24 protein-coding genes, 1 tRNA gene and 1 pseudogene are annotated in these 25,408 nt (G+C 41.1%); 19 read left to right on the top strand and 7 right to left on the bottom strand.

Features of this window, described 5'->3' with window-relative positions; translation table 11 throughout:
• Positions 1 to 166 precede the first annotated feature (166 nt).
• The 3 genes from thrS to V471_RS10085 are packed head-to-tail and all read left to right on the top strand — an operon-like array spanning position 167 to position 4,189.
• The gene (gene thrS / locus V471_RS10095; protein ID WP_014633430.1) at positions 167 to 2,113 is read left to right on the top strand and encodes a threonine--tRNA ligase; all 1,947 of its coding nucleotides are present in this window, start codon (positions 167 to 169) and stop codon (positions 2,111 to 2,113) included.
• Between the two features lie 49 nt (positions 2,114 to 2,162).
• Positions 2,163 to 3,101 carry an alpha/beta fold hydrolase gene (locus V471_RS10090; protein ID WP_045001872.1) on the top strand — a complete coding sequence of 313 codons (939 nt, stop codon included), beginning with the start codon at positions 2,163 to 2,165 and terminating at the stop codon, positions 3,099 to 3,101.
• Positions 3,102 to 3,130: 29 nt separating this feature from the next.
• Positions 3,131 to 4,189: a DUF3114 domain-containing protein gene (locus V471_RS10085; protein ID WP_084871478.1), complete on the top strand. Its 1,059-nt coding sequence runs from the start codon at positions 3,131 to 3,133 to the stop codon at positions 4,187 to 4,189.
• Between the two features lie 74 nt (positions 4,190 to 4,263).
• Here the strand turns inward: V471_RS10085 and V471_RS10080 are convergent, their stop codons facing one another.
• A complete protein-coding gene (locus tag V471_RS10080; protein ID WP_084871477.1) occupies positions 4,264 to 5,430 on the bottom strand; it encodes a dipeptidyl aminopeptidase in 1,167 nt (388 codons plus the stop codon).
• A 74-nt stretch (positions 5,431 to 5,504) separates the two neighbouring features.
• Between V471_RS10080 and V471_RS10075 the strand changes: the two genes are divergently transcribed.
• A complete protein-coding gene (locus V471_RS10075) occupies positions 5,505 to 5,822 on the top strand; it encodes a winged helix-turn-helix transcriptional regulator (RefSeq protein ID WP_070849625.1) in 318 nt (105 codons plus the stop codon).
• Positions 5,823 to 5,995: 173 nt separating this feature from the next.
• Here the strand turns inward: V471_RS10075 and V471_RS10070 are convergent, their stop codons facing one another.
• The 5 genes from V471_RS10070 to V471_RS10050 form a co-directional block, all read right to left on the bottom strand.
• The gene (locus V471_RS10070) at positions 5,996 to 6,187 is read right to left on the bottom strand and encodes a PspC domain-containing protein (RefSeq protein ID WP_002886147.1); all 192 of its coding nucleotides are present in this window, start codon (positions 6,185 to 6,187) and stop codon (positions 5,996 to 5,998) included.
• Positions 6,188 to 6,243: 56 nt separating this feature from the next.
• Positions 6,244 to 6,921 (bottom strand): PAQR family membrane homeostasis protein TrhA, encoded by a 678-nt coding sequence (trhA, locus tag V471_RS10065; RefSeq protein ID WP_002886236.1) that lies wholly within the window; start codon positions 6,919 to 6,921, stop codon positions 6,244 to 6,246.
• Positions 6,914 to 7,363: a DUF1836 domain-containing protein gene (locus tag V471_RS10060; protein WP_002885964.1), complete on the bottom strand. Its 450-nt coding sequence runs from the start codon at positions 7,361 to 7,363 to the stop codon at positions 6,914 to 6,916. Before V471_RS10060 ends, trhA begins: the two co-directional genes overlap by 8 nt.
• Positions 7,364 to 7,531: 168 nt before the next feature.
• Positions 7,532 to 8,803 carry a hydroxymethylglutaryl-CoA reductase, degradative gene (locus tag V471_RS10055; RefSeq protein WP_084871476.1) on the bottom strand — a complete coding sequence of 424 codons (1,272 nt, stop codon included), beginning with the start codon at positions 8,801 to 8,803 and terminating at the stop codon, positions 7,532 to 7,534.
• A 1-nt stretch (position 8,804) separates the two neighbouring features.
• A complete protein-coding gene (locus V471_RS10050; RefSeq protein ID WP_014633427.1) occupies positions 8,805 to 9,971 on the bottom strand; it encodes a hydroxymethylglutaryl-CoA synthase in 1,167 nt (388 codons plus the stop codon).
• Positions 9,972 to 10,276: 305 nt separating this feature from the next.
• Between V471_RS10050 and V471_RS10045 the strand changes: the two genes are divergently transcribed.
• From V471_RS10045 to V471_RS10010, 9 genes are all read left to right on the top strand, one after another.
• Entirely contained in the window at positions 10,277 to 11,137 is an 861-nt protein-coding gene (locus tag V471_RS10045) for a thymidylate synthase (RefSeq protein ID WP_014633426.1), read from the top strand.
• Between the two features lie 108 nt (positions 11,138 to 11,245).
• Entirely contained in the window at positions 11,246 to 11,749 is a 504-nt protein-coding gene (locus tag V471_RS10040) for a dihydrofolate reductase (protein ID WP_045001870.1), read from the top strand.
• A gap of 4 nt (positions 11,750 to 11,753) precedes the next feature.
• Complete coding sequence (locus V471_RS10995) at positions 11,754 to 11,924, top strand: hypothetical protein (RefSeq protein WP_002886174.1); 171 nt, start codon at positions 11,754 to 11,756, stop codon at positions 11,922 to 11,924.
• A gap of 17 nt (positions 11,925 to 11,941) precedes the next feature.
• Positions 11,942 to 13,168: an ATP-dependent Clp protease ATP-binding subunit ClpX gene (gene clpX / locus V471_RS10035; protein WP_002890340.1), complete on the top strand. Its 1,227-nt coding sequence runs from the start codon at positions 11,942 to 11,944 to the stop codon at positions 13,166 to 13,168.
• Between the two features lie 9 nt (positions 13,169 to 13,177).
• The gene (gene yihA / locus V471_RS10030) at positions 13,178 to 13,777 is read left to right on the top strand and encodes a ribosome biogenesis GTP-binding protein YihA/YsxC (RefSeq protein ID WP_002885996.1); all 600 of its coding nucleotides are present in this window, start codon (positions 13,178 to 13,180) and stop codon (positions 13,775 to 13,777) included.
• A gap of 129 nt (positions 13,778 to 13,906) precedes the next feature.
• Positions 13,907 to 15,283, top strand: coding sequence for an amino acid permease (locus tag V471_RS10025; RefSeq protein WP_049553996.1), 1,377 nt, complete (start codon positions 13,907 to 13,909; stop codon positions 15,281 to 15,283).
• An 11-nt stretch (positions 15,284 to 15,294) separates the two neighbouring features.
• Complete coding sequence (gene mmuM / locus V471_RS10020; RefSeq protein WP_049553995.1) at positions 15,295 to 16,245, top strand: homocysteine S-methyltransferase; 951 nt, start codon at positions 15,295 to 15,297, stop codon at positions 16,243 to 16,245.
• 112 nt (positions 16,246 to 16,357) lie between these two features.
• Positions 16,358 to 16,612, top strand: a complete 255-nt coding sequence (locus V471_RS10015) for a DUF1912 family protein (RefSeq protein ID WP_002886199.1) — start codon at positions 16,358 to 16,360, stop codon at positions 16,610 to 16,612.
• A 74-nt stretch (positions 16,613 to 16,686) separates the two neighbouring features.
• Positions 16,687 to 17,064: a helix-hairpin-helix domain-containing protein gene (locus tag V471_RS10010; protein WP_002885939.1), complete on the top strand. Its 378-nt coding sequence runs from the start codon at positions 16,687 to 16,689 to the stop codon at positions 17,062 to 17,064.
• Between the two features lie 117 nt (positions 17,065 to 17,181).
• Here the strand turns inward: V471_RS10010 and plsY are convergent, their stop codons facing one another.
• A complete protein-coding gene (gene plsY, locus V471_RS10005; protein ID WP_014633423.1) occupies positions 17,182 to 17,823 on the bottom strand; it encodes a glycerol-3-phosphate 1-O-acyltransferase PlsY in 642 nt (213 codons plus the stop codon).
• 137 nt (positions 17,824 to 17,960) lie between these two features.
• Between plsY and parE the strand changes: the two genes are divergently transcribed.
• The 6 genes and pseudogenes from parE (at position 17,961) to V471_RS09970 (ending at position 25,367) form a co-directional block, all read left to right on the top strand.
• On the top strand, positions 17,961 to 19,910 hold the full coding sequence (gene parE, locus V471_RS10000) for a DNA topoisomerase IV subunit B (RefSeq protein ID WP_084871475.1): 1,950 nt from the start codon (positions 17,961 to 17,963) through the stop codon (positions 19,908 to 19,910).
• A 155-nt stretch (positions 19,911 to 20,065) separates the two neighbouring features.
• Positions 20,066 to 20,614 (top strand): hypothetical protein, encoded by a 549-nt coding sequence (locus tag V471_RS09995; RefSeq protein WP_084871474.1) that lies wholly within the window; start codon positions 20,066 to 20,068, stop codon positions 20,612 to 20,614.
• Between the two features lie 618 nt (positions 20,615 to 21,232).
• Positions 21,233 to 23,689 (top strand): DNA topoisomerase IV subunit A, encoded by a 2,457-nt coding sequence (gene parC / locus V471_RS09985; protein ID WP_084871472.1) that lies wholly within the window; start codon positions 21,233 to 21,235, stop codon positions 23,687 to 23,689.
• A 156-nt stretch (positions 23,690 to 23,845) separates the two neighbouring features.
• Positions 23,846 to 24,877: pseudogene (locus V471_RS09980) on the top strand (branched-chain amino acid aminotransferase); the annotation flags it as partial.
• Between the two features lie 118 nt (positions 24,878 to 24,995).
• Positions 24,996 to 25,226 carry a DUF2969 domain-containing protein gene (locus V471_RS09975; RefSeq protein WP_002886057.1) on the top strand — a complete coding sequence of 77 codons (231 nt, stop codon included), beginning with the start codon at positions 24,996 to 24,998 and terminating at the stop codon, positions 25,224 to 25,226.
• A 60-nt stretch (positions 25,227 to 25,286) separates the two neighbouring features.
• Positions 25,287 to 25,367, top strand: a tRNA-Tyr gene (locus tag V471_RS09970).
• Positions 25,368 to 25,408 lie beyond the last annotated feature (41 nt).

Below are 25,408 nucleotides of genomic sequence, written 5' to 3'. Positions count from 1 at the left end.
TGTAGGACAGACTCGTTTTTTGTCGTACATGAACTAAGGTGGAACCACGTTGCGACGTCCTTTTGAGGATGTCGCTTTTTTATATTTAAGATAGTAAAACGTTTCTGTTCCTGATTTCAAGAGCACCTCGATAATATTCATGCTAACAATAATAAAGGAGAATACGATGATTAACATTACTTTCCCAGATGGCGCTGTTCGTGAATTCGAACCTGGCGTTACAACTTTTGAAATTGCACAATCTATCAGCAACTCTTTGGCTAAAAAGGCACTTGCTGGTAAATTTAACGGCAAATTGATTGACACAACTCGTGCGATCACTGAAGATGGAAGCATCGAAATTGTGACACCTGATCACGAAGATGCTCTTCCAATCTTGCGTCACTCAGCGGCTCACTTGTTTGCCCAAGCAGCTCGTCGCCTTTTCCCAGATATTCATTTGGGTGTTGGTCCAGCTATCGAAGATGGTTTCTACTACGATACTGACAATGAAGCTGGTCAAATTTCTAACGAAGACCTTCCTCGTATCGAAGAAGAAATGAAGAAAATCGTTAAAGAAAACTTCCCATCAATCCGTGAAGAAGTGACTAAAGACGAAGCGCGTGAAATCTTCAAAAATGACCCATATAAATTGGAATTGATTGAAGAGCACTCAGAAGACGAAGGTGGTTTGACTATCTACCGTCAAGGTGAGTACGTTGACCTTTGCCGTGGCCCACACGTACCATCAACTGGTCGTATCCAAGTCTTCCACCTTTTGAATGTTGCAGGTGCTTACTGGCGTGGAAATAGCGATAATGCTATGATGCAACGTATCTACGGTACAGCTTGGTTCGATAAAAAAGATCTCAAGGCTTACCTTAAACGTCTTGAAGAAGCTAAAGAACGTGACCACCGTAAACTTGGTAAAGAACTTGATTTGTTCATGATTTCTCAAGAGGTTGGTCAAGGTCTTCCATTCTGGTTGCCAAACGGTGCGACAATCCGTCGTGTCTTGGAACGCTACATCGTGGACAAGGAAGTAGCAGCAGGCTACCAACACGTATACACTCCACCAATTGCCTCAGTTGAGTTATACAAAACTTCAGGTCACTGGGATCACTACCGTGAAGACATGTTCCCACCAATGGATATGGGTGATGGAGAAGAGTTTGTTCTTCGTCCAATGAACTGTCCTCACCACATCGAAGTTTACAAACACCATGTGCATTCTTACCGCGAATTGCCTATCCGTATCGCTGAAATTGGTATGATGCACCGTTATGAAAAATCAGGTGCCCTTACAGGACTTCAACGTGTGCGTGAAATGTCACTTAATGACGGTCATACCTTCGTAACACCTGAACAAATCAAAGATGAGTTTCAACGTACGCTTCAATTGATCATCGACGTATACGAAGATTTCAGCTTGACTGACTATCGTTTCCGTTTGTCATACCGCGACCCTAAAGATACTCACAAATACTTTGACAATGATGAAATGTGGGAAAATGCTCAAAGCATGTTGAAATCAGCCATGGATGACATGGAACTCGACTACTTTGAAGCAGAAGGTGAAGCTGCCTTCTACGGTCCAAAACTTGATATCCAAGTGAAGACTGCCCTTGGTAATGAAGAAACACTTTCTACTATCCAATTGGACTTCTTGCTTCCAGAACGCTTTGACCTTAAATACATCGGAGCTGATGGGGAAGAACACCGTCCAGTAATGATTCACCGTGGTGTTATCTCAACAATGGAACGCTTTACAGCTATCCTTATTGAAAACTATAAAGGAGCCTTCCCAACTTGGTTGGCACCTCAACAAGTGACTGTTATCCCAGTTTCAAATGAAGCCCACACAGATTACGCTTGGGAAGTTGCTAAACAACTTCGTGACCGTGGTATCCGTGTTGAAGTGGATGAACGTAACGAGAAAATGCAATACAAGATTCGTGCGTCTCAAACACAAAAAATCCCTTACCAATTGATTGTTGGTGATAAGGAAATGGAAGACGGAACTGTTAACGTTCGTCGCTATGGACAAAAACAAACACACACTGAAGCTGTGTCAGAATTTGTAGAAAATATCCTTGCTGATATTGCTCGCAAATCACGCCCAGATGCCGAATAAATCAGAAAGTCGGTTAGCTAAGCTAGCTGACTTTTTAGTAGGATAAACCATGCACGTTTTTATGAAAAGACTCTTATTTCTGCTGGGAGCAGTCCTGCTCTTGTTACTGGCGAGCTTTACCTATCATAGATTGGCCTTGCAAAGAGAGAAGGCTTCTCTCAATCCTGTGGGGCAAATGGTGTCTGTGAATGGTCATGACATGAGTGTCTTTGTAAAGGGGGAGGGGCCACAAACTCTAGTTTTTCTTTCTGGTGCTGGAACAGCCTCTCCCATTCTAGATTTTAAAGACTTGTATGATGGGTTTTCGAAGCAGTATAAGATAGTCGTTGTTGAAAGGGCTGGCTATGGTTACAGTGAGGACACATCCAAGTCCCGAGATGTTTCTGAGGTTCTTTCAGAGACACGTCAAGCCCTAGCCAGGGCTCATGTCTCAGGTCCTTATATTATCCTTTCTCATTCGATGGCCTCCTTAGAGACACTTCTGTGGCAGGAAAAATATCCTAGTGAAGTGAAAGCTATCATTGGTTTAGATTGGGCCCTACCAGAAAGTTACTCTCATTTAACAATACATCCCCAGATTTTACGTATGGCTCGTTGGGGAAGTCAATTAGGCTTATTAAGGTATTTACCGAGTCGCTTATATGTGCCTAATGCCAATCTCAGTAGTAGTGACCACCGCCTCTATCAACGGATAGCCTATCGTCAAATTTTGTCAAAGGCTATGTTAAATGAGAGCCTGTCTGTTAAGGAAAATGCGAAAAAGGTTACTTCTAGCATTGATTCACAAATTCCAATCTTACTGATGGTCTCGAATGGTGGGGGTACTGGTTTTAGCCAGAAGGACTGGCGGCATTATGCGACTAGCTTTGCAAAGGACCAGAAAAATATCGAAGTGACTTTTTATGATTCTCCGCATTATCTTTATCACTATCAGACCAAAGAGGTAGTAGCAAAGATAGAGGGGTTCATCAAAGAGACGATTGATTAAATTTACGTATGTTATTGAGGAGAGATGTGATGCTCATTGGTTCAAAAGCCTTTCGAAACTTATGGGAGGACTGGCAAAGGGACTACCAGCCATTGCAGGTGCTAAAGCTATTGTTAGCTTATATAGGGATGCCAGAGGATTTATCGGGAGAGCTTGAAGAAACCCAACACCTTTTATCTTATTTTGATCCTGACTTGGCACCGCATGATTCCTTTTGGAAGGATGTCGTTAAATTGGTAGACCTGGCTTTTCCTGGTGATAGTTTGTCTAAGAATGCCTCTATTGAGAGACAAATCCATCAGCTACGTTACCTGATTTCTAGTCAACAGGCCCAGTATGTGAGGACGCATTATAAAAAGCCAGGGATGACAGATAAAGAAGCTTTGGCTGTCTATCTCAGATGGAAGCCTTTCACCATGTTTGATCAGGGACGTTTGCACCAGAAGGTTTCTATCTGTGATGGCAAGGCGGTTTATCCTGATGGGATTCCAAGTGTTAATTTGAAAATTCTTCTCTATAATCGGATTGAGTTTATTCTAGATAGTCAGGGAAATTTTCTCAATGAGGTCGATGCGGAGCAGGTGACCGAGAGTGGAGTGGTTAATGGTGCCAGTTTTAACTATGGTAATTTCAAGCGCCACTGGCAATTGGATGTGGAGCCGGTCCAACCACATGACCCTGATTTTCGTAATCGAATGACTAGGGGCTTTCGTTCACCCAACAAATTGAAAAAACGTTGGGGACAGCAAGCGCCTGAACAGTTTGATAAATCTTTCTACAATCCAAAAGGCATCTATGCTCAGTCTCATAGGTCTTTGGCAAATGATGTCAAACGCCAAGCCAGACTTTTTCTCGCTCTGGTTTATGGCTTTAAACCGGATCAGACCAAGCAATCAAAGGAGGTTCATATGTCTAAACAACCACAAAACAATAAGGGAACAGCAGTTCTAGGCTCACTAGTCTTTATGGCCTTATACGCCCTAGGTATTTGGCACAATGCTGTTCGAGGAAATATTCCCTTTCTCATTCTTTGGAGTGTTTTACTCCTTGTTAATGTCAGCTATTTGATTTTCCGCTTGAGAAAATAAAAAAAGAAAGTGATACAGACCTAAATGGTAAGAAATTTAGATCTGTATCACTTTTTTTTACATATGTCTATAAATTAAGGTAACTCTATTTCACTTAACCATTCAAAGATTTCGTCATTACTATCAAAAGCAGAACCATTCTGACAGTGAAGGTCGCTTGAGTAGTTTTCTTTATCAAAAATAATTAACTTTTTCTCTTTCGAGGGTATGGATTCAAAATACTTAAAACCTAGTTGTTTATCGTAATACATATCATTGGCAGCTAAAAGTACGAGAACGGGCCCTGTAATTGTTACTTCCTTAAATTCCTTACAGCGATTAATCAAAGAAGATAGTGAGGATTCTCCAAAATTCCACTTTGCATGTTCAACCTGCCAATTTAAAAACTTATTTCTTTGAATATAAAACATAGCTAACTTTTCAACAAAACTTGGCATTGTATCACCAATGAAACGATGGAATATTCTAGGGATATTATTTTTGAAGGATTCTAGGACACTTGGGAAATAATTATATAAAACAATACTATCAAATAAGTCATTTTTATTTCCTTGTGCGCGAGCCATTAGCAAACCGCCCAAGGATAGACCGATTCCGATAAAAGGTTTAGAAACTTGATTTTCGTAGTAATTAATTACGGCTTGGCAAACCTTTTCCCAATTAGGAATAAATGGAAGATGATGTTCTCTAAGGACAGAGGATTGACCGGGTCCCTCAAAAATGATGACATCATACCCCTCTTCGATTCCTGCAACAACATTTGTAAAATAAAGTTCTTCTAACAAGGCATCGAAACCACCACAGATAAAGAGTGTTCCTTTGCATGTTTTTGTCTTATGAGTGAAATAAAGAGAACGTAAAGAGATATCATCATACGGAATGTTTTCCAAACGATAAGGAATTTCTAACGTATTTAGTCCCTCATAAAAATATTTAACTGATAATTGATAGACGTTTATTTTTCTTTTATCCAAAGGGGAAAGGAAAAATTCAGAGGCTTGGAAATAACGACTGGCTCGCAAAAAAGCATGTCCTCGACTAATTTTAGAGGAATATCTTTGACTACGTTTTAATAGTTTTTCAGCACCATTTTTCCAGCCATGATACCAAGACTCGTAGTTACCATCTGTGATCTGTTGACAGATATTTTCAACCTCGGCAAAGTCACTTCCACCTTTTGGGCAGTACCACATGACACGTCGTGTTTCAAATTCGAATTCTCTTGTTTCAAAAAATACCATGCTTTGCTCCTTTCGAATGTAGTACAATAGTAACAGACTTTAATAATGAGAAAAAGAAGGTACCTAGAGGTAACATGGAAAACGAAATCTATTTACGCAAGCTTGCTCAACCTTTGTTAGGGAAATGGGCTATATTTATTATTTTAACGTTAGAAAATGAGACACTTCATTTTGCAGAACTTGAAAGAAGGTTGAAGACTATATCTCGAAAAGTTCTTGCTCAAAATCTTCGTGAATTAGAGTCAATTAATATCATTAGTCGTGAAGGAAAAGCTAGTACAGGTTCTCCAGTTTATTATGGTTTAACTGATTTAGGAAAAGATTTTTTACCACTTTTATACCAAATAAAAAAGTGGATTAGAGACCATGAAGACTTGCTTTCACGAGAATAAGGTTATTGTTTGCTAATATGAAATACATAGTGGAGCTTCCTAGATTCCTGAAATCATCCACTGGACAAGTTCATCTAAGGTCCGATATTATCTAAAGAAATTCCAAAAACTTTATCTTCAATCTAAAAAAGGTTTACCAATTGGCAAACCTTTTTTGTATATTCAATGATAGCTTACCACTTGCTTTCTTCTGGGATAATAATCCAGCAAATGATGTAGAAAAGAAAGCCTGTTCCGAATAAGAAAATCGCTGCAGCCCAAATGAGGCGAATAATGACAGGGTCAATGTCAAGATATTTAGCGATACCAGAACAAACACCAGCAATAATTTTGTTGTTTGGATCTCGTCTGAGTTCTTTTTTCATATGATTTACCTCCGTATGCCTTATTATACCATAACACCTAGAAGTCTAGTATTAGCTTAAGGAAGCATGAAGTAGACGATACCCAGATATTGCAGAGCTGAAGCTAGCATGATGAAGAGGTGCCAAATCATGTGGAAGTATGGTTTTTTCTTAGCATAAAAAGCTGCCCCAACCGTGTATGACAATCCTCCGGCAAGCATAAGTCCCCAAAAGGCTGGCCCTGTCTTGGTGACGATAGCTGGAATAATGAAGATAACCAACCATCCCATCATCAGATAGAGGAAGAGGGAGAACTTTTCATTGATTTTTTTAGCAAAGATTTTGTAGAGAATGCCAAAAATTGTTGTTCCCCATTGAAGGATGATGATGCTATAGCCTAGCCAACCGCCAACCAATGAGAGGGCAACAGGGGTGTAGCTTCCAGCAATGGCGATATAAATCATGCTGTGGTCAATAATTCTTAGAACCATCTTGTGGGGTGAGTTGTAATCCATAGCATGGTAGATGGCTGAGCTCAAAAACATGAGGAAAAGGCTGATAACGAAAACAGACATCCCGACAGCAGCAGTCATACCATAGCCGTTGTTGGCATGAACAGCAGTAATTGGCAGTAAGACTAGCATGGCCACAGCACCGACGGCGTGAGTCACACTGTTGGCAACTTCCTCACCAAAGCTAAGTTTTTTACTGAGTTTGAGGTTGGGAGAAGTATTAAAAGTAGCAGTATTAGACATTATTTCCTCCTTCAAGGTCGTTCAAAAGTTGATGAGTAGCTCGGTAGCATTGAAGCGTCTGACAGGCTGAGAGTATGACTTGTGGAGCTTCTTGAGGAAACTGACCATTCATACAGGCTACAAAGTCATTGTAGTAGCTCTTTTGGCTTTCAGCATCTGTTCGTAGGATTTCCAAGGTTTTAGCAATCTCAGAAATCTCAAAGACGGTCTTTAGACTAGTGATGACAATAAGTCTAGCTACCTGAGCAGCATTATATTTTTTCTTGATGGGTTTTGCGACATGGCCGTGTTTGACATAATTATTGACCATAGAGGCGGTTAGCCCCTTGTCGTTTGGTCCCAGAGTGCTTTGGGTGACCTGGTTGACATAGAGCAAAACCTGATCCAAATAGAGTTCAATCTCTGGTAATTCTTCCCAGAGAGGGTATTGTTGTGTTGTCAAATTATAAAAACCTCTTTATCTAGTTTTCATAACTAGATTATAACATTATAGAAATTCAAGTCAAGTCAGAACTTGGAAGATATAAAAAAGATGTTGAGATAAAATTTCCAACATCTTTATTTTTTATGTGATAAGGCAGAGTGATTTTTTATGCTTTTGAATCACTTCTTATGGGGTTCTGAGTTTCTCCAAAATTGCTTGTGCAGTTTCTTGGTTCATATGTTTGGCCTTGAGAAGTTCAGCCAAAACTTGAGGCATCTCTTCAGGACTAGCCCCAGCTAACAAGGCTAGAGATTTGGCTTGGAGTTTCATATGTCCTGCTTGGATTCCTGTTGAAGTCAGAGCTTTCAAAGCAGCCAGATTTTGTGCCAAACCAAGAGAGACGATGATACTGGCTAGGGTTTTGGCATCTGGATGATTAAGCAAATCATGGGCGATAGAAGCACTAGGGTTGAGTCCGATAGAACCGCCACGGGTTGCGATTGGCATGGGGAGGGTTAATTCTCCAACAAGTTCCTTAGCTTCCTGATCATAAGTCCATGTGGATAGACCACGGTAGCTACCATCCTTGCTAGCATAGGCATGGCTACCGGCCTCAACTGCTCGCCAATCATTTCCGGTCGCGATAACTAGGGCATCGATACCATTGAAAATTCCCTTATTATGGGTAGCCGCTCGGTAGGGGTCCACCTGAGCCAGTTGGCTGGCCATCTCCATTTTCTTGGCTAGGTCATGTGCCTCTTCCTTATTTCGACTGAGGAAGCGTGTGCTAAGACGACAAGTCGCTGTCACAAGACTCTCAGTGGCTAGATTTGAGAGAATAGCCATAAGGCTTTGACCTTCTGACAGGTTTTCTAATTCTGGCACCAGGGCTTCCATCATGGTGTTGACCATATTGGCTCCCATGGCTTCTTGGGTATCAACGGCTAGATAGACAATGAGGAAGTTTCCTTTAGTCTCAGTCCAGAGCTTGCGAGGGCCACCCCCACGCTTAACAATAGAAGGGTGAGCCTCTTTGGCAATCTCAATAAGTTCCTGACTGGCTGCTTGAATTTTGCTTGAAGCAGAAACCTTATCAGGGACATCAAAGAGGGCGACTTGGCCAATCATCTGACGGTCATGAATCGTAGTTGTGAAACCGCCAGAGCGCTTAATGAGCTTGCTAGCATAGGAAGCAGCAGCCACAACTGAGGGTTCCTCGGTAACCATGGGAACCTGATAGGTCACACCATCTACCAATACATCTGGGCAAATGGCAAAGGGTAGTGTGAATCGACCAATAACATTTTCAGCCATTTGATTGGCTGTTTCAAGGGCAAGTTGTTGGTCCTTATCCAGAAGATCTTGATTTTCCTGAGACAAAAGAGCATTCTTTTTCAAATGCTCCTTACGTTCTTGCGGTGTCTTCTTGGAAAAACCAGTCCAAGAGAGTTTAGTCATATTAATTTCCTTTGTAGATACGTTGGTGTTCAGAGATTTCGGCTAAACGGAAAGCTCCGGTTTGGTAATCAGCGAATTGAGTAGAACCAGTGTCATCCAACTGAGCCTCTTCATAGAAAAGTTTTTCATAATCAGAAACGCTCAAGTGTTGACGTTTGGCAAAGATATCTAGACGATCCGAACGAAGCAGGTCTTTGTAACCTTCAACCAGACGTCCTGAGAAAATTTCAGAGACAGCTCCAGAACCGTAAGAGAAGAAGCCAATCTTATCTCCGGCTTTAAGGTCTTGCGACTGTTCAAGCAAAGAAAGAAGTCCAAGATAGAGTGACCCTGTATAGATGTTTCCAATTTGACGACTATAGGTAATTGAAGCATCAAAGTTATTTGTCAGACGCTCTTTATTCTCTGGATTCAAATCTTTTGGAATAATCTTGTTAAGTCCCTTAAGAGCTAGCTTAGGATAAGGAAGGTGGAGACAAAAAGCGGCAAAATCAGCAAAGTCAGCCTGATGGCGTTCTTGATAAGCTGCCCAAGTTGTCTTCAAACTGTCAAGGTACTGTTTGGTTGAATAGATGCCTTGAACATAAGGCGTTGAACTATAGTTTGGACGCCAGAAGTCCATGACATCACGAGTTTGTGCCACATTATCATCAGCAAGTTCCAAAATACGTGGATTCTGACTGACTAGCATAGCTACAGCACCAGCTCCTTGAGTTGACTCCCCAGAAGATCCGACACCATAGCGGGCAATATCACTAGCGATAATCAGAACTTTGCTATCTGGGTGGGCTGCCACGTGCAATTTAGCGTAGTTAAGTCCAGCTGTTGCAGCGTAACAAGCTTCCTTCATTTCAAAAGAACGGGCAAAAGGCTGAATACCTAAAAGACTGTGAACATAGACAGCAGCAGCCTTGGACTGGTCAATGGAAGACTCAGTAGCCACGATGACCATATCGATAGCTTTTTTGTCGTCGTCATTTAAAATATCAGCCGCCGCATCAGAGGCAAGCGTCACGATATCTTCTGTAATCGGCGTAATACTGGTTGCATCAAGCATCAGCCCCTTGCTGAATTTTTCAGGCTCCGCCCCACGGGCAAGAGCGAGATCAGCCATTTTTAGAACATATTGACTGGTCGCAAAACCAATCTTATCAATTCCAATAGACATATGATGTTTCCTTTTTTCTTCATTGTAGAGTATCCAGATGATACTAATCTATAGTGATTTTACCATAAAAGAGCGCTTTCGCCTTGAAAAAACTTTGATAGTTAGTTATATCTTATTTTTTGATAGGAACTGGGGGATTTTACACGACTTACTTTTGCTATTCCATAGCTTATATTTCTCATTTACACCAGAATAAGGTAAAATTGAAGTGGCACTCTAGTAGTTTTCTAGCTATGTTAGAGAAGTAAAGTTGTTTCTATATATGTTGCGAGCGTTAAATGTGACATTGAATAAAGAGGAAAATCATGACAAAAGCAGACACTATTTTTAAAGAAAATATCACTAAAATCATGGAAGAAGGCGTTTGGTCAGAGCAAGCACGTCCTAAATATAAGGATGGTACGACAGCCAATTCCAAATACATCACTGGAGCTTTTGCAGAATATGACTTGAGCAAGGGAGAGTTTCCAATTACCACTCTTCGTCCTATCGCTATCAAATCTGCTATCAAAGAAGTGTTTTGGATTTATCAAGACCAGACAAACAGCCTAGATGTCCTTGAAGACAAGTATAATGTGCATTATTGGAATGATTGGGAAGTTGAAGGCGTGCCTGCCAATAATGGGGACAAGCGTTCAATTGGTCAGCGTTATGGGGCGGTCGTTAAGAAGCACGATATCATTAACCGTTTGCTGGCTCAGTTGGAGGCTAATCCATGGAATCGTCGCAATGTCATCTCCCTTTGGGATTACGAGGCCTTCGAGGAGACAGCAGGACTTCAGCCTTGTGCTTTCCAAACCATGTTTGATGTTCGTCGTGTGGGTGAGGACATTTATTTGGACGCCACTTTGACGCAACGCTCTAACGATATGTTGGTGGCTCATCATATTAATGCCATGCAGTATGTGGCTCTTCAGATGATGATTGCCAAGCACTTTGGTTGGAAAGTTGGTAAATTCTTTTATTTCATCAACAACCTCCATATCTATGACAATCAATTTGAGCAAGCTGAAGAACTTCTCAAACGTCAGCCATCTGATTGCCAACCACGTTTAGTCCTCAATATTCCTGATGGAACTAATTTCTTTGATATCAAACCGGAAGATTTTGAATTGGTTGACTATGATCCTGTTAAGCCTCAACTCAAATTTGACTTAGCAATTTAATAAACGTTGATAATTTAAGTCCATAAAGAGCTGGCAAAGTTTTTTCCAAGCTCTTTTTCTCTTTTTTTGTTAGAATGGATTGTAAACTTAAAAAGAAAAGGAAATACTTTGTCTAAACAACTCATTGCTATTTGGGCGGAAGCTCGTAACCATGTTATTGGGAAGAATCACACCATGCCTTGGCATTTGCCTGCTGAACTGGCACATTTCAAGAAAACGACCATGGGCTCAGCAATTCTCATGGGGCGTGTGACCTTTGATGGCATGAACCGTCGTTGCCTGCCAGGACGTGAAACCTTGATTTTGACACGAGACGAGGACTTCGACTGTGAGGGTGTAACGACCGTTACGAGTGTTGAGGAAGCCCTAGCCTGGTTTGAACAGCAAGATAAGGATCTCTATATTGCTGGTGGTGCTGGTGTCTACAAGGCTTTTGATGGACATTATGATGCACTCATCAAGACAACTATTGAGGCTGATTTAGAGGGAGACACGTATTTTCCACAACTAGATATGACGGCATTTAAAGAGGTATCACACGAACGTGTGGCCAAGGATGATAAAAATGCCTACGACTTTATCATAAGTCGCTATGAAAAAGAAGGAGACTAGGTTCATGCAACGTAGTGTTTTTGGGTTATTTACTGCATTATTGGGGGTACTTTGTGTGCTCTCTGCCATTCCTGCCTTTCGCAAGAAACGTTATGGGTTAGCAGTTTTTCTCTTTTTAAATGCTTTTACCAACCTTGTCAATACTATTCACGCCTTCTATGGCACCCTATTTTAGAAAAGAGTGAGGAATAAATGGCTGGAAATCGTAATGAAGAAATGGTTTATTGTTCATTTTGTGGCAAAAACCAAGAAGAAGTAAAGAAAATTATTGCCGGCAATGGCGTCTTTATCTGTAACGAATGTGTGGCCTTGTCACAAGAAATCATTCGTGAGGAAATGGCAGAAGAAGTTTTGGCTGACTTGGCTGAAACACCAAAGCCAAAAGAACTTTTGGATATTTTGAACAATTATGTCGTGGGGCAAGACCGTGCTAAACGTGCCTTGGCGGTAGCTGTTTACAACCACTATAAACGTATCAACTTCACAGAAAGTCGTGAAGACAATGATGTTGATTTGCAAAAATCAAATATTCTCATGATTGGACCAACTGGTTCAGGGAAGACTTTCTTGGCTCAGACCTTGGCTCGTAGCTTGAATGTTCCTTTCGCGATTGCGGATGCGACATCATTGACTGAGGCAGGTTATGTGGGTGAGGACGTGGAAAATATCCTCCTCAAACTGATCCAAGCGGCAGACTTCAATATTGAACGTGCGGAACGTGGCATCATCTATGTCGACGAGATTGATAAGATTGCTAAAAAAGGTGAAAACGTATCAATCACTCGTGACGTTTCTGGTGAAGGGGTTCAACAAGCCCTCTTGAAGATTATCGAAGGAACAGTAGCTAGCGTTCCACCTCAAGGTGGCCGTAAACACCCTAACCAAGAGATGATTCAAATTGATACAAAGAATATTCTTTTTATCGTAGGTGGTGCTTTTGATGGTATCGAAGATATCGTTAAGCAACGTCTTGGTGAGAAAATCATTGGTTTTGGTCAAAATAATAAGGCTATTGATGATGACTCATCATACATGCAAGAAATTGTGGCTGAAGATATCCAAAAATTCGGTCTTATCCCCGAGTTTATCGGACGTTTGCCAGTCCTTGCGGCCCTTGAACAGTTAACGGTGGATGACTTGGTTCGTATCTTGACAGAGCCTAGAAATGCCTTGGTTAAACAGTATCAAACCCTCTTGTCTTATGATGGGGTTGAACTTGAGTTTGACCAGGATGCTCTTGAAGCTATTGCAAGTAAGGCGATTGAACGTAAGACTGGTGCGCGTGGGCTTCGCTCTATCATTGAAGAAGTCATGATGGATGTCATGTTTGAAATTCCTAGCCAGGAAGATGTGACTAAGGTTCGTATTACTAAAGAAGCCGTTGACGGTACAGCTGCTCCAGTTTTGGAAACAGCGTAAGGAGGACCTATGGCTGAAGAACAAGTCCTAAATACGCACAATGCTGAGATTTTGCTCAGTGCAGCAAATAAGAGTCACTATCCCCAGGATGACCTCCCTGAGGTTGCCCTAGCAGGACGCTCGAATGTTGGTAAATCAAGCTTTATCAATACACTTCTTGGTCGTAAAAACCTAGCACGTACTTCTGGGAAACCAGGAAAAACCCAGTTGCTCAATTTCTACAATATTGACGACAAGCTACGCTTTGTGGATGTGCCAGGTTACGGTTATGCCCGTGTTTCTAAAAAAGAACGTGCCAAATGGGGGAAAATGATTGAGGAGTACCTCGTGACTCGAGACAATCTTCGTGTGGTTGTTAGCTTGGTTGACCTCCGACATGAACCAACTCAAGACGATATCCAAATGTATGAATTTCTTAAGTATTATGAAATTCCAGTTATTGTTGTGGCGACTAAGGCTGACAAGATTCCTCGCGGAAAATGGAATAAGCACGAATCTATCATTAAGAAAAAACTCAATTTTGATAAAAATGACCATTTCATCGTCTTTTCATCTGTCACACGTGACGGTTATGATGAAGCATGGGATACGATTTTGGCAGAATTGTAAGAAAAGCTCGGAGAAATCCGAGTTTTTTTCTTGTGATAGTCTTTAACTATCTCTTTGATAGTTTTCACTTATTATCCAAGGAAATGATATTGTGATAAGCTTGTTTTATCACATATATTGGAGGAATCTATGGAAAACCATAATTATGAAAATGAGGGTCAGTTCCAACGGAAGATGACTTCTCGACACCTCTTTATGCTATCGCTGGGTGGTGTCATTGGTACTGGTCTTTTCTTGAGTTCAGGCTATACGATTGCACAAGCTGGACCCCTTGGAGCTATCCTATCTTATCTTGTGGGAGCTATTGTTGTTTACTTGGTCATGCTTTCATTAGGTGAGCTAGCTGTTGCCATGCCAGTAACAGGATCCTTTCACACCTATGCTACTAAATTTATCAGTCCGGGAACCGGCTTTACGGTAGCTTGGCTTTATTGGATTTGTTGGACGGTAGCCCTGGGAACAGAATTTCTCGGTGCTGCCATGTTGATGCAACGTTGGTTTCCATCAGTTCCGGCTTGGATTTTTGCGGCATTCTTTGCCTTGGTGATTTTTGGGATTAATGCTCTGAGTGTGAGGTCTTTTGCGGAAGCAGAGTCCTTCTTCTCGTCAATAAAAGTCATTGCTATTTTAGTTTTCATCATACTAGGTCTTGGGGCTATGTTTGAATTGGTGAGTTTTGATGGTCACCATGAGGCCATTATGTTCAAGCACTTGACGGCTAATGGTCTCTTTCCAAATGGCGGTATTGCCATTGTGTCAGTTATGTTGGCTGTTAACTATGCCTTTTCAGGAACAGAGTTAATCGGTATAGCGGCTGGTGAAACGGACAACCCTAAAGAGGCAGTTCCTCGGGCGATTAAAACAACAATTGGTCGTTTGGTGATCTTCTTTGTTTTGACTATTGTGGTCTTGGCTTCGCTACTTCCAATGAAAGAAGCAGGAGTTTCTTCAGCACCTTTCGTTGATGTCTTTGACAAGATGGGAATTCCATTTGCGGCGGACATCATGAACTTTGTTATCTTGACAGCTATCCTTTCTGCTGGAAATTCAGGACTTTATGCGTCAAGCCGTATGCTGTGGTCTTTGGCCAATGAGGGGATGCTCAATAAAAAGCTAGTGAAAATTAATAAGCATGGTGTTCCAATGACAGCTCTTTTGATTTCTATGGCAGGAGCAGTTTTATCGCTCTTTTCAAGTATCTATGCAGCAGATACAGTTTACCTAGCTTTGGTATCAATCGCTGGATTTGCAGTTGTTGTTGTCTGGCTCTCTATTCCTATGGCACAAATCAACTTCCGTAAACAGTGGAATTTAGAACATTCTGATGATGAGTTGGACTACAAGACGCCGTTTAACCCAATCCTACCTTATATTACAATCGTTCTCTTGGCCATTTCTGTTCTCGGGATTGCTTGGGATAGTTCGCAGCGTGCAGGACTCTACTTTGGTATTCCTTTCATGATTTTCTGCTACCTCTATCACTACCTTCGCTTTAAAAAATGGTAAGGAGGCCTTGTATGGCAATATTTAAAGACTATTTAGAGAATAAATCTCCCCTCATTCTTCATGGGGCTCTGGGAACAGAGATGGAGAGCTTGGGTTATGATATTTCTGGCAAACTCTGGTCAGCCAAGTACCTGCTTGAAAAGCCAGAAGTTATTCAAAAAATCCACGAAACCTATGTAGCTGCTGGGGCTGATTTGATTACCACATCGTCTTATCAGGCAACCTTGCCAGGCTTGATAGACGTTGGACTTAATGAGAAAGAAGCGGAGCAGATTATTGCCTTGACAGTTCAGTTGGCAAAGAATGCACGCGATAAGGTCTGGGCAACTTTGGATGACAGTGAGAAAGCTAATCGTCCTTATCCATTGATCTCTGGTGATGTCGGTCCTTACGCAGCCTATTTGGCCAATGGTTCTGAGTACACTGGTGATTATGGTCAGATTACCATAGAGGCTCTCAAGGAGTTTCATCGTCCTCGAATTCAAATTCTCCTAGACCAGGGTGTCGATTTGTTGGCTTTGGAAACCATTCCGAATCGTCTGGAAGCACAAGCTTTGATTGAACTTCTGGCTGAAGAATTTCCAGAAGCTGAAGCTTATATCAGTTTTACAGTCCAAGAACCAGGAACTATCAGTGATGGGACTTCTCTAGATGAGATTGCCCAGCTTGTTGCCCAGTCAGACCAAATCTTGGCTCTAGGAATTAACTGTAGTTCGCCTCTGCTGTATAATCAGGCTCTTACTGTTCTTAAAAATGCTGGAAAAGCTCTCATTACTTACCCCAACTCAGGTGAGGTTTATGATGGTAGTACGCAGACTTGGAAACCTAAGGATAAGGATGCTCTGACCTTAGTTGAACACAGCAAGGATTGGCATGCTCAGTTTGGGGTTAAGATTTTAGGTGGTTGCTGCCGCACACGTCCAAATGACATTAAAGCCTTATATGCAGAGTTTAGAACCTAGTCAAATTTCTAATTATTTGTTATAATAGGAGACTGTAAGGCTATGAGCTCTACACACTATTAGTAGAAAATGAAGCCAGCGTTAAGCTGGTTTTTAAAATGAAGAGGAAAATATGACCTACGAACAAGAATTTCTAAAAGACTTCGAAGCCTGGGTTGTTACCCAAGTTAAAGTAAACGAAACGGCCTTGGCCGCTAGCAAGAAAATCTGGGAAGAAGATGGCGATGAGCGTGCACGTGATGCAAGTTACCGTTATGAAGCCAAATTGGATGCTTACAATTTCCTAATTGGTAAGTTTGCCAACTATCGTGCTGGCAAAGGTTTCCATGATATGCCAGATGGCTTGTTCGGGGAACGTCACTATTAATAGAGGATGAAAAAGAAAATGGCGACAGTACTTTATGGAAAGGTGTCGCCGATTAAAATAGGAGAATACTAAACATGGCTAAAGTAAAAAATAAAAAGAAAGCTTTTAAACACCGTTTGAAAAAACAAGGACTTTTCAATAATGTTAAAGCCCCTGTCCCACCAGTTGCGCCTGTTCCACCAGTGCCACCAGTAGCACCACAACCTGTTGCTGAAACTAAGACAGTTGCTAAGGAAGAAGTAGCAGCTAAAGACCTTAGTCTTGAAGCCTTTGCAGAACTTCCAGAAGTTGAAGGCCTTCGTTCAAACCTTGTAGAGACTCTTTACAATGAAGGTTTGACTTCAGCAGAGGCTTTTGCTACTGTGACTGAAGAAGAAGTTCTTGCCCTCAAGGGTGTCGGACCTGCGACAGTTAAAAAATTGAAAGAAAATGGTGTCAGCTTTAAAGCTTAAGCCTAAAAAAGATCCGAGGTGTAGACTTCGGATCTTTATTCTTTGACTTGGGAAGCATTGTTTGATTAGGAGAACAAGAAAACCACTAGCCTTTTGCTAGTGGTTGATAGATCTGTATTATTTATTTGGATTTTGTTTGGTTAAATTAAGTCCAAAAGGTACCAAGTTTTCTTGATGCCTACGGATTCGCCCCATATTTTCAGTGTGGCGGAAGATAATAATCAAAGCCATGATGGTAAGTACCCCAGTGAAAATAAGGTCATAGCCATCTAGCAAGAAATGGATGGCTGGAAAGACAGCCAAGGTAATCAGTCCAACAATTGCAGCAGTGACACTAGAAAATGAAATCATGCTGGTTAGATAGAGTGTTAGGGCAAAGACCAAGAGTAGGAAGACACAGTAGAGTGGGGCAAAACCAAGAAGAACCCCAGCACTTGTCGCAACGGCCTTCCCACCTTTAAATCCAGCAAAGATTGGAAAAACATGTCCGATAATAGCAAAGAAACCAATGATTAGAGGTGAAACCTCTGTAACACCAAGCCAGATAGGTAGAAGAACAGCCAAGGTCCCCTTGAACATATCAACCAAGAAGGTGATGGTACCAGCAGTCTTACCTAGAACACGAAAGGTATTGGTTGTTCCAGTATTTCCAGAGCCATGCTCACGAAGATTGGTATGGAAGAAAAGTTTCCCAATCCAGAGGCCGGTCTGAATGGAACCTAGCAAGTAGGCGATTAGGATTAACAATAAGATTTTCATGAGATAATTATAGCATACAGCCTAGTAATTGACAAAGTCAGTCAGTCTTAAGATATCCTTTTAACTTTTCTGATTTCCTTTGCAAATTCTTTTGAAAACTTATAAAATAATAAGGATGAAAATTTTGGAGGTCACTCTTGGCTAAAAAAGAAATTAATGTAAATAATTATAATGATGATGCCATTCAGGTACTAGAAGGGTTGGATGCGGTTCGCAAGCGCCCTGGAATGTACATTGGCTCAACAGATGGAACAGGACTTCACCACTTAGTTTGGGAGATTGTTGACAATGCAGTCGATGAAGCTCTTTCTGGTTTTGGTGATGTTATCGCTGTTACCCTAAATAAGGATGGTTCCGTTTCTGTTTCTGACTCTGGACGTGGGATGCCGACAGGTATGCATGCCATGGGGAAGCCAACAGTTGAAGTTATTTTCACTGTTCTCCACGCAGGTGGTAAATTTGGACAGGGTGGTTATAAGACTTCTGGAGGTCTTCACGGTGTGGGTTCCTCAGTTGTTAATGCGCTGTCTAGTTGGCTTGAGGTAGAAATTACCCGTGATGGTAGTGTCTATCGCCAACGTTTTGAAAATGGTGGTCACCCTGTAACAGGGCTTGAAAAGATTGGTAAAGCGCCTAAGTATAAGACAGGTACAAAAGTTACCTTCATGCCTGATGCGAGCATCTTTTCAACGACTGACTTTAAATTTAACACCATCTCAGAGCGTCTCAAAGAATCAGCCTTCCTTCTTAAGAATGTCACTATGACATTGACAGACTTACGTGGCGAAGAAGAAGTTCGTGAAGAATTCCACTATGAAAATGGGGTTCAAGACTTTGTGTCATACCTGAATGAGGACAAGGAAACGCTGACACCAGTCATCTATATTGATGGAGACCAGCAGGAATTTCACTTGGAATTAGCCCTTCAGTATAATGACGGTTACTCTGACAATATCCTTTCTTTTGTCAATAATGTCCGTACCAAGGATGGCGGTACTCACGAAACAGGCTTCAAGTCTGCCATTACCAAGGCTCTTAACGATTATGCGCGTAAGACGGGTCTTCTCAAAGAAAAGGATAAGAACCTTGAAGGGTCAGATTACCGTGAAGGTTTATCAGCAGTTATCTCGCTTTTGGTTCCTGAAGAACACCTTCAGTTTGAAGGACAAACCAAGGACAAACTTGGATCTCCTTTAGCTCGTCCGATTGTTGATAGTATTGTTTCAGAGCATCTGACTTACTTCCTTATGGAAAATGGGGACTTAGCTTCTAACTTGGTGCGTAAGGCTATCAAGGCTCGTGATGCCCGTGAAGCTGCCCGAAAAGCGCGTGATGCCAGTCGAAACGGCAAGAAAAATAAAAAAGACAAGGGTCTTTTGTCAGGAAAATTGACGCCAGCCCAGTCTAAAAATGCTAAGAAAAATGAGCTTTATCTGGTCGAAGGGGATTCTGCCGGTGGATCAGCCAAACAAGGTCGTGATCGTAAATTCCAGGCTATCCTGCCTCTTCGAGGTAAGGTCTTAAACACTGAGAAAGCGAAAATGGCTGACATTCTCAAAAATGAAGAAATCAATACCATGATTTACACCATTGGTGCAGGGGTTGGAGCTGATTTTAACCTTGACGATATCAACTACGATAAGATTATCATCATGACCGATGCCGATACCGATGGGGCTCACATTCAGACCTTATTGCTCACTTTCTTCTATCGTTATATGCGTCCACTGGTTGAAGCGGGACACGTTTATATTGCTCTGCCTCCTCTTTACAAGATGTCTAAAGGAAAAGGCAAGAAGGAAGTTGTTGAATATGCTTGGACGGATGGGGAACTTGAGGAACTTCGTCAAAAATTTGGTCGTGGAGCTATTCTTCAACGTTACAAGGGGCTTGGTGAGATGAATGCTGACCAGCTTTGGGAAACAACCATGGATCCAGAGACAAGAACCCTTATCCGAGTGACTATTGACGACCTAGCGCGTGCCGAACGTCGTGTCTCCGTTCTTATGGGAGATAAGGCAGCACCACGCCGTCAATGGATCGAAGATAACGTTAAATTTACCTTGGAAGAAAGTGGCGCATTTTAAGTTGCAGGCCAGAAGGGAATGTAATAAGATAGAGTTAGGGAGAGCGCTTACTATCAATAGATATTTGGGATTATAAAGAAACAAGTTGATTATTTTCTACATCGTTTATTAACTATTTGCAGTGTCATTGACTAGAAATCAATGGAGGTAGAAAAATGGATTTTAATGTTATGGATTACCTAGCTTACCATGCAGATGTAGCTGTTCCTGCTATTATTCTTATGGTTATTGTTTCTGCTATATACTTAATTTTTTATGGTATACGTCCTATAAAAACACGCTTTTTGATCCTTTTTCTCTTATCTATAGTCTCCCTCATAATCTTCGTGCTGGATAACCCCCTCTATTATTATTTGGGAAGTCCATTCTCAGGCTTATTATTTGTTTTTTACTACCTGATGGTCTTTTCAGTGTTTTATGTACCATTCTCACTAATAGCTTTTATAAAAAGTCTTCTACATTTAACACGCTTTCAAACCAATTATTCAATCTTATTAGCGATTAATAGTTTTTTCGCTACATTACTGGCTCTCCTCAACCTACTTTTTTTACAAGGGGCTTTGGAATTTCTCCCAAATTCATCCATGTACCTTATTTTTATCCTCCTAGCGGCAAGTGGTATTGCTCAAACTATAATAGGGAGAAAGGAAAACGAAAAAAATAAAGATTATATGGTTGAGTCAGGAAAAGACAATGTGAGGTAGACCTATGTTATCTAAGGTATTAAGTTTTTTACTTCACTATTCTCAAGTAGTCTTTCCTGTTTGTGGGGGAGCAATAGCTTATTTAAGTGTTTATAAAAAGCGACCAATAAAAACACGCTTTTTACTTCTGCCTATACTAGTAGTGGTAACCTTCCTTCTATCTTTGATAGATAATCCATTCTCAGATAGAACCTACTCGGGTTTATTATTGGCTTTCTATCATGTCTATGTTTTTTCTCCCCTAAGTGTTGCTTGTAGTATCACATCACTTTTAAAAAGTATCTATCATTATAGATTGTTTCGTATACCGCTAGCTACTGTTCTCGTAATCAACGCCTCTTTAATGACTTGTTTATCACTCTTAAACTTTATCTTATTCTTTGGAGAACTTTCTACTTCATTGACACTATCTTGTGTATTTTTCATTTTAATTGTGATAAGTACAGTCGTTCAATTTGTGGTTGGTGAAATAGAAATTAGGAAGGTGAAAACCATTCTTCTACAGTTGCAAAGTCAAGGAAAGACATTATGAAGCGTGGCAGTTAGGTAGGAAAGTTACTATTTGTCTTTCACATTATTTCAAATCATTACTTAAACTAAAAAATAAAGAGAAATCTTATGTCTAATATTCAAAACATGTCCCTTGAGGACATCATGGGGGAGCGTTTTGGACGCTACTCCAAATACATTATTCAGGAGCGTGCGCTTCCTGACATTCGTGACGGTTTGAAACCCGTTCAACGTCGTATTCTTTATTCCATGAATAAGGATGGCAATACCCATGACAAGGGCTATCGTAAATCTGCCAAGTCGGTGGGTAACATTATGGGTAATTTTCACCCACATGGCGATAGTTCCATTTATGATGCCATGGTGCGTATGTCTCAGGACTGGAAGAATCGTGAAATCTTAGTTGAGATGCACGGTAACAACGGTTCTATGGATGGTGATCCGCCAGCGGCTATGCGTTATACAGAGGCGCGTTTGTCAGAGATTGCTGGCTACCTTCTTCAAGATATTGATAAAAACACCGTTCCTTGGGCTTGGAACTTTGATGATACAGAGAAGGAACCAACCGTTTTACCTGCAGCCTTTCCAAACCTCTTGGTTAATGGTGCTACAGGGATTTCTGCTGGTTATGCCACAGACATTCCACCGCATAATCTGTCAGAGGTCATCGATGCCGTTGTCTATATGATTGACCATCCATCTGCTAAACTGGATAAATTGATGGAATTCTTGCCTGGTCCAGATTTCCCAACAGGGGCTATCATTCAGGGCAAGGATGAGATTCGTAAGGCCTACGAAACCGGTAAGGGTCGTGTTGTTGTGCGTTCACGTACTGAGATCGAACAACTCAAAGGTGGTAAGGAACAAATCATAGTTACTGAAATTCCTTACGATGTCAATAAGGCAGTTCTTGTTAAAAAAATCGATGATGTTCGTGTTAATAACAAGGTTCCAGGTATTGCAGAAGTTCGTGACGAGTCTGACCGTACAGGGTTGCGTATTGCTATTGAACTTAAGAAGGATGCTGACAGCCAAACTATTCTTAACTACCTTTTGAAATATACGGATCTTCAGGTCAACTACAATTTCAACATGGTGGCTATTGATAATTTCACCCCACGTCAAGTAGGCTTGCAAAAGATTTTATCTAGCTACATTGCCCACCGTCGTGATATTATCGTTGCTCGTTCAAAATTTGACAAGGAAAAAGCTGAAAAACGTCTTCATATTGTCGAAGGTTTGATCCGAGTTATCTCTATTTTAGATGAGGTTATCGCTCTTATCCGAGCTTCTGAAAATAAAGCTGATGCTAAGGAAAATCTTAAGGTCAGCTATGATTTTTCAGAAGAACAAGCAGAAGCTATCGTAACCTTGCAACTTTATCGTTTGACCAATACGGATATTGTCACCCTCCAAAATGAGGAAGCTGATTTACGTGAACAAATCGCGACCTTGGCTGCTATCATTGGTGATGAGCGTACCATGTTTAATGTCATGAAACGTGAACTCCGTGACATTAAGAAGAAATTTGGTAATGACCGTCGTTCAGAGTTGCAAGCAGAAACCAAGACTATTGAAATTGATACTGCAAGTTTGATTGTTGAAGAAGAAACCTATGTCAGCATCACTCGTGGTGGTTACGTCAAACGTACAAGCCCACGTTCTTTCAATGCTTCAACGATTGACGAAGTCGGAAAACGTGATGATGATGATTTGATTCTGGTTCAGCAAGCTAAGACGACACAACACCTCTTGATTTTCACTAATCAGGCCAATGTGATTTATCGTCCAATCCATGAGTTACCAGACATTCGTTGGAAGGATTTGGGAGAGCATTTATCACAAACTATCACCAATTTATCTAAGGATGAAGAAGTGCTTTACGCAGAAATCCTGGATGATTTTGAAACAGGTACTTACCTAGCAGCTACCAAGCTGGGTCAGATTAAACGTTTCGAACGCAAGGAATTTACGCCATGGCGTACCTACAAGTCTAAGTCGGTTAAATACGCTAAACTCAAGGATGATAGTGATTTTATTGTTACAGTCACTCCGATTCAATTGGATGATATCATGATTATCACTCAAAAGGGTTATGCCCTTCGCTTTAACGTGGACGAAGTGCCAGTAGTTGGTGCCAAGGCAGCAGGTGTTAAGGCAATCAATCTTAAGGATGATGATACCGTTCAGGCTGTTTTTGTAGCAAATACTCAAAGTTTCTACCTTCTGACACAAAGAGCTAGTCTCAAACGTGTGGCTACAGCAGATATTCCACAGGCTAAGCGAGCTGGTCGAGGTCTCCAAGTTCTTCGTGAGCTTAAGACGAAACCACATCGTGTCTTTACTGCGGGTCCAGTCTTTACGGAAAATGCTGGTGGTGAGATAGATCTTCTAGCAACACCAGTGGAAGAGACTCCTCAGACCTTGCTTGTAACAGCTACAACAGGTGAAACGGCAGAGGTTGACTTGTCCCTTCTAAATCTTTCAGACCGTACTAGCAACGGTAGTTTCATTGAAGGATTAGCAGACAAAGAAGTCTTTTCTGCCAAGATTATTGAAAAATAAAGATAAGAAAGCTTTGTTCTCTTACTAGAGGGCAGAGTTTTTTTCTTTGATGGGCAAAATAAGTGTTTTTAAAAGAATTGTCAGAATTTTGCAACATAACCTTGAAATTTTCAATGAAAAGGACTATACTAGAAAGCACATAGTAACAGAAAAGAGGACATACACATGACAGTTGATTTAGACTGGGAAAATCTAGGATTTAATTACCGTAAACTTCCATTCCGTTATATCTCATATTACAAAGACGGTAAATGGGATGAGGGGCAATTGACTGAGGATGCGACTTTGCATATTTCAGAAGCATCTCCAGCCCTTCACTATGGTCAAGAAGCTTTTGAAGGACTCAAGGCTTACCGTACTAAAGATGGCTCTATTCAATTGTTCCGTCCAGATGAAAACGCTAAACGTTTGCAACGTACTGCGGATCGTCTTTTGATGCCACAAGTTCCTGTTGACAAATTTGTAGATGCATGTAAACAAGTTGTACGTGCAAATGAAGAATATGTTCCACCATATGGTACAGGTGCAACACTTTATCTTCGCCCACTTTTGATTGGGGTTGGTGATATCATTGGTGTGCATCCAGCAGATGAGTATATCTTTACCATTTTTGCTATGCCAGTAGGTAACTATTTCAAAGGTGGTTTGGCTCCAACAAACTTCCTTATCCAAGATGATTATGACCGTGCTGCTCCACATGGTACAGGTGCTGCTAAGGTTGGTGGTAACTACGCAGCAAGTATGTTGCCAGGTAAGATTGCACATGACCATAACTTCTCTGATGTGATCTACCTTGATCCAGCAACTCACACTAAGATTGAAGAAGTGGGTTCTGCAAACTTCTTTGGTATCACAGCCGATAACGAATTCGTTACACCACTCAGCCCATCTATCTTGCCATCTATCACTAAGTTCTCATTGCTTTACTTGGCTGAAAATCGCTTTGGTATGAAAGCTATCCAAGGTGATGTTAAGATTTCTGAATTGGATAAATTTGTCGAAGCAGGTGCCTGTGGTACAGCTGCCGTTATCTCACCAATCGGTGGGGTACAACATGGTGATGACTTCCATGTCTTCTACTCAGAAACAGAAGTAGGTCCTGTGACACGCAAACTTTATGATGAGCTGACAGGTATCCAATTTGGTGATGTTGAAGCACCAGAAGGATGGATTGTCAAAGTTGACTAATTCTTAATAGATAAATGATTATTTTAAGGCTTGCTCTTGCAAGCTTTTTTCTTTTTCGGTAGAATTAAGAAGATACATTAAGAAAGGATGGCTCGAGCCAAGGATCGGGTATAAATCTATGAGTAAAAAAGATAAAAAAATTGAAATCCAAATTAATGATGCTAAAGTAGTCGTCAATAAAGCAACTATTGAAGGTTTTGAACTTCTTGTTGGTAAGAAAGTCATCGGACAAATTGTGGAAATTGATGGTAAGTTTGCCGTTGTTGACAAGGAAAATGTTGTAGGTTTCCACAAGAAAATGGATGATGCAGTAGCTGCCATTATTGAATCATACAATCTTAATCATTAAAATCCAAAGTAAAGGCTTGCTTTGGTCAAGAAACTGTGATATACTATTTCTTGTTCTTAAGGAGAGATAGCGAAGAGGCTAAACGCGGCGGACTGTAAATCCGCTCCTTCGGGTTCGGGGGTTCGAATCCCTCTCTCTCCATGTCTAAGAAACTGAATCGGGATAGTCGATATCAAGTACTT

It is taken from the genome of Streptococcus salivarius (genome assembly GCF_002094975.1).
Classification (GTDB): Bacteria; Bacillota; Bacilli; order Lactobacillales; family Streptococcaceae; genus Streptococcus; species Streptococcus salivarius_D.
This window is presented reverse-complemented; position numbering and strand designations above follow the sequence as displayed.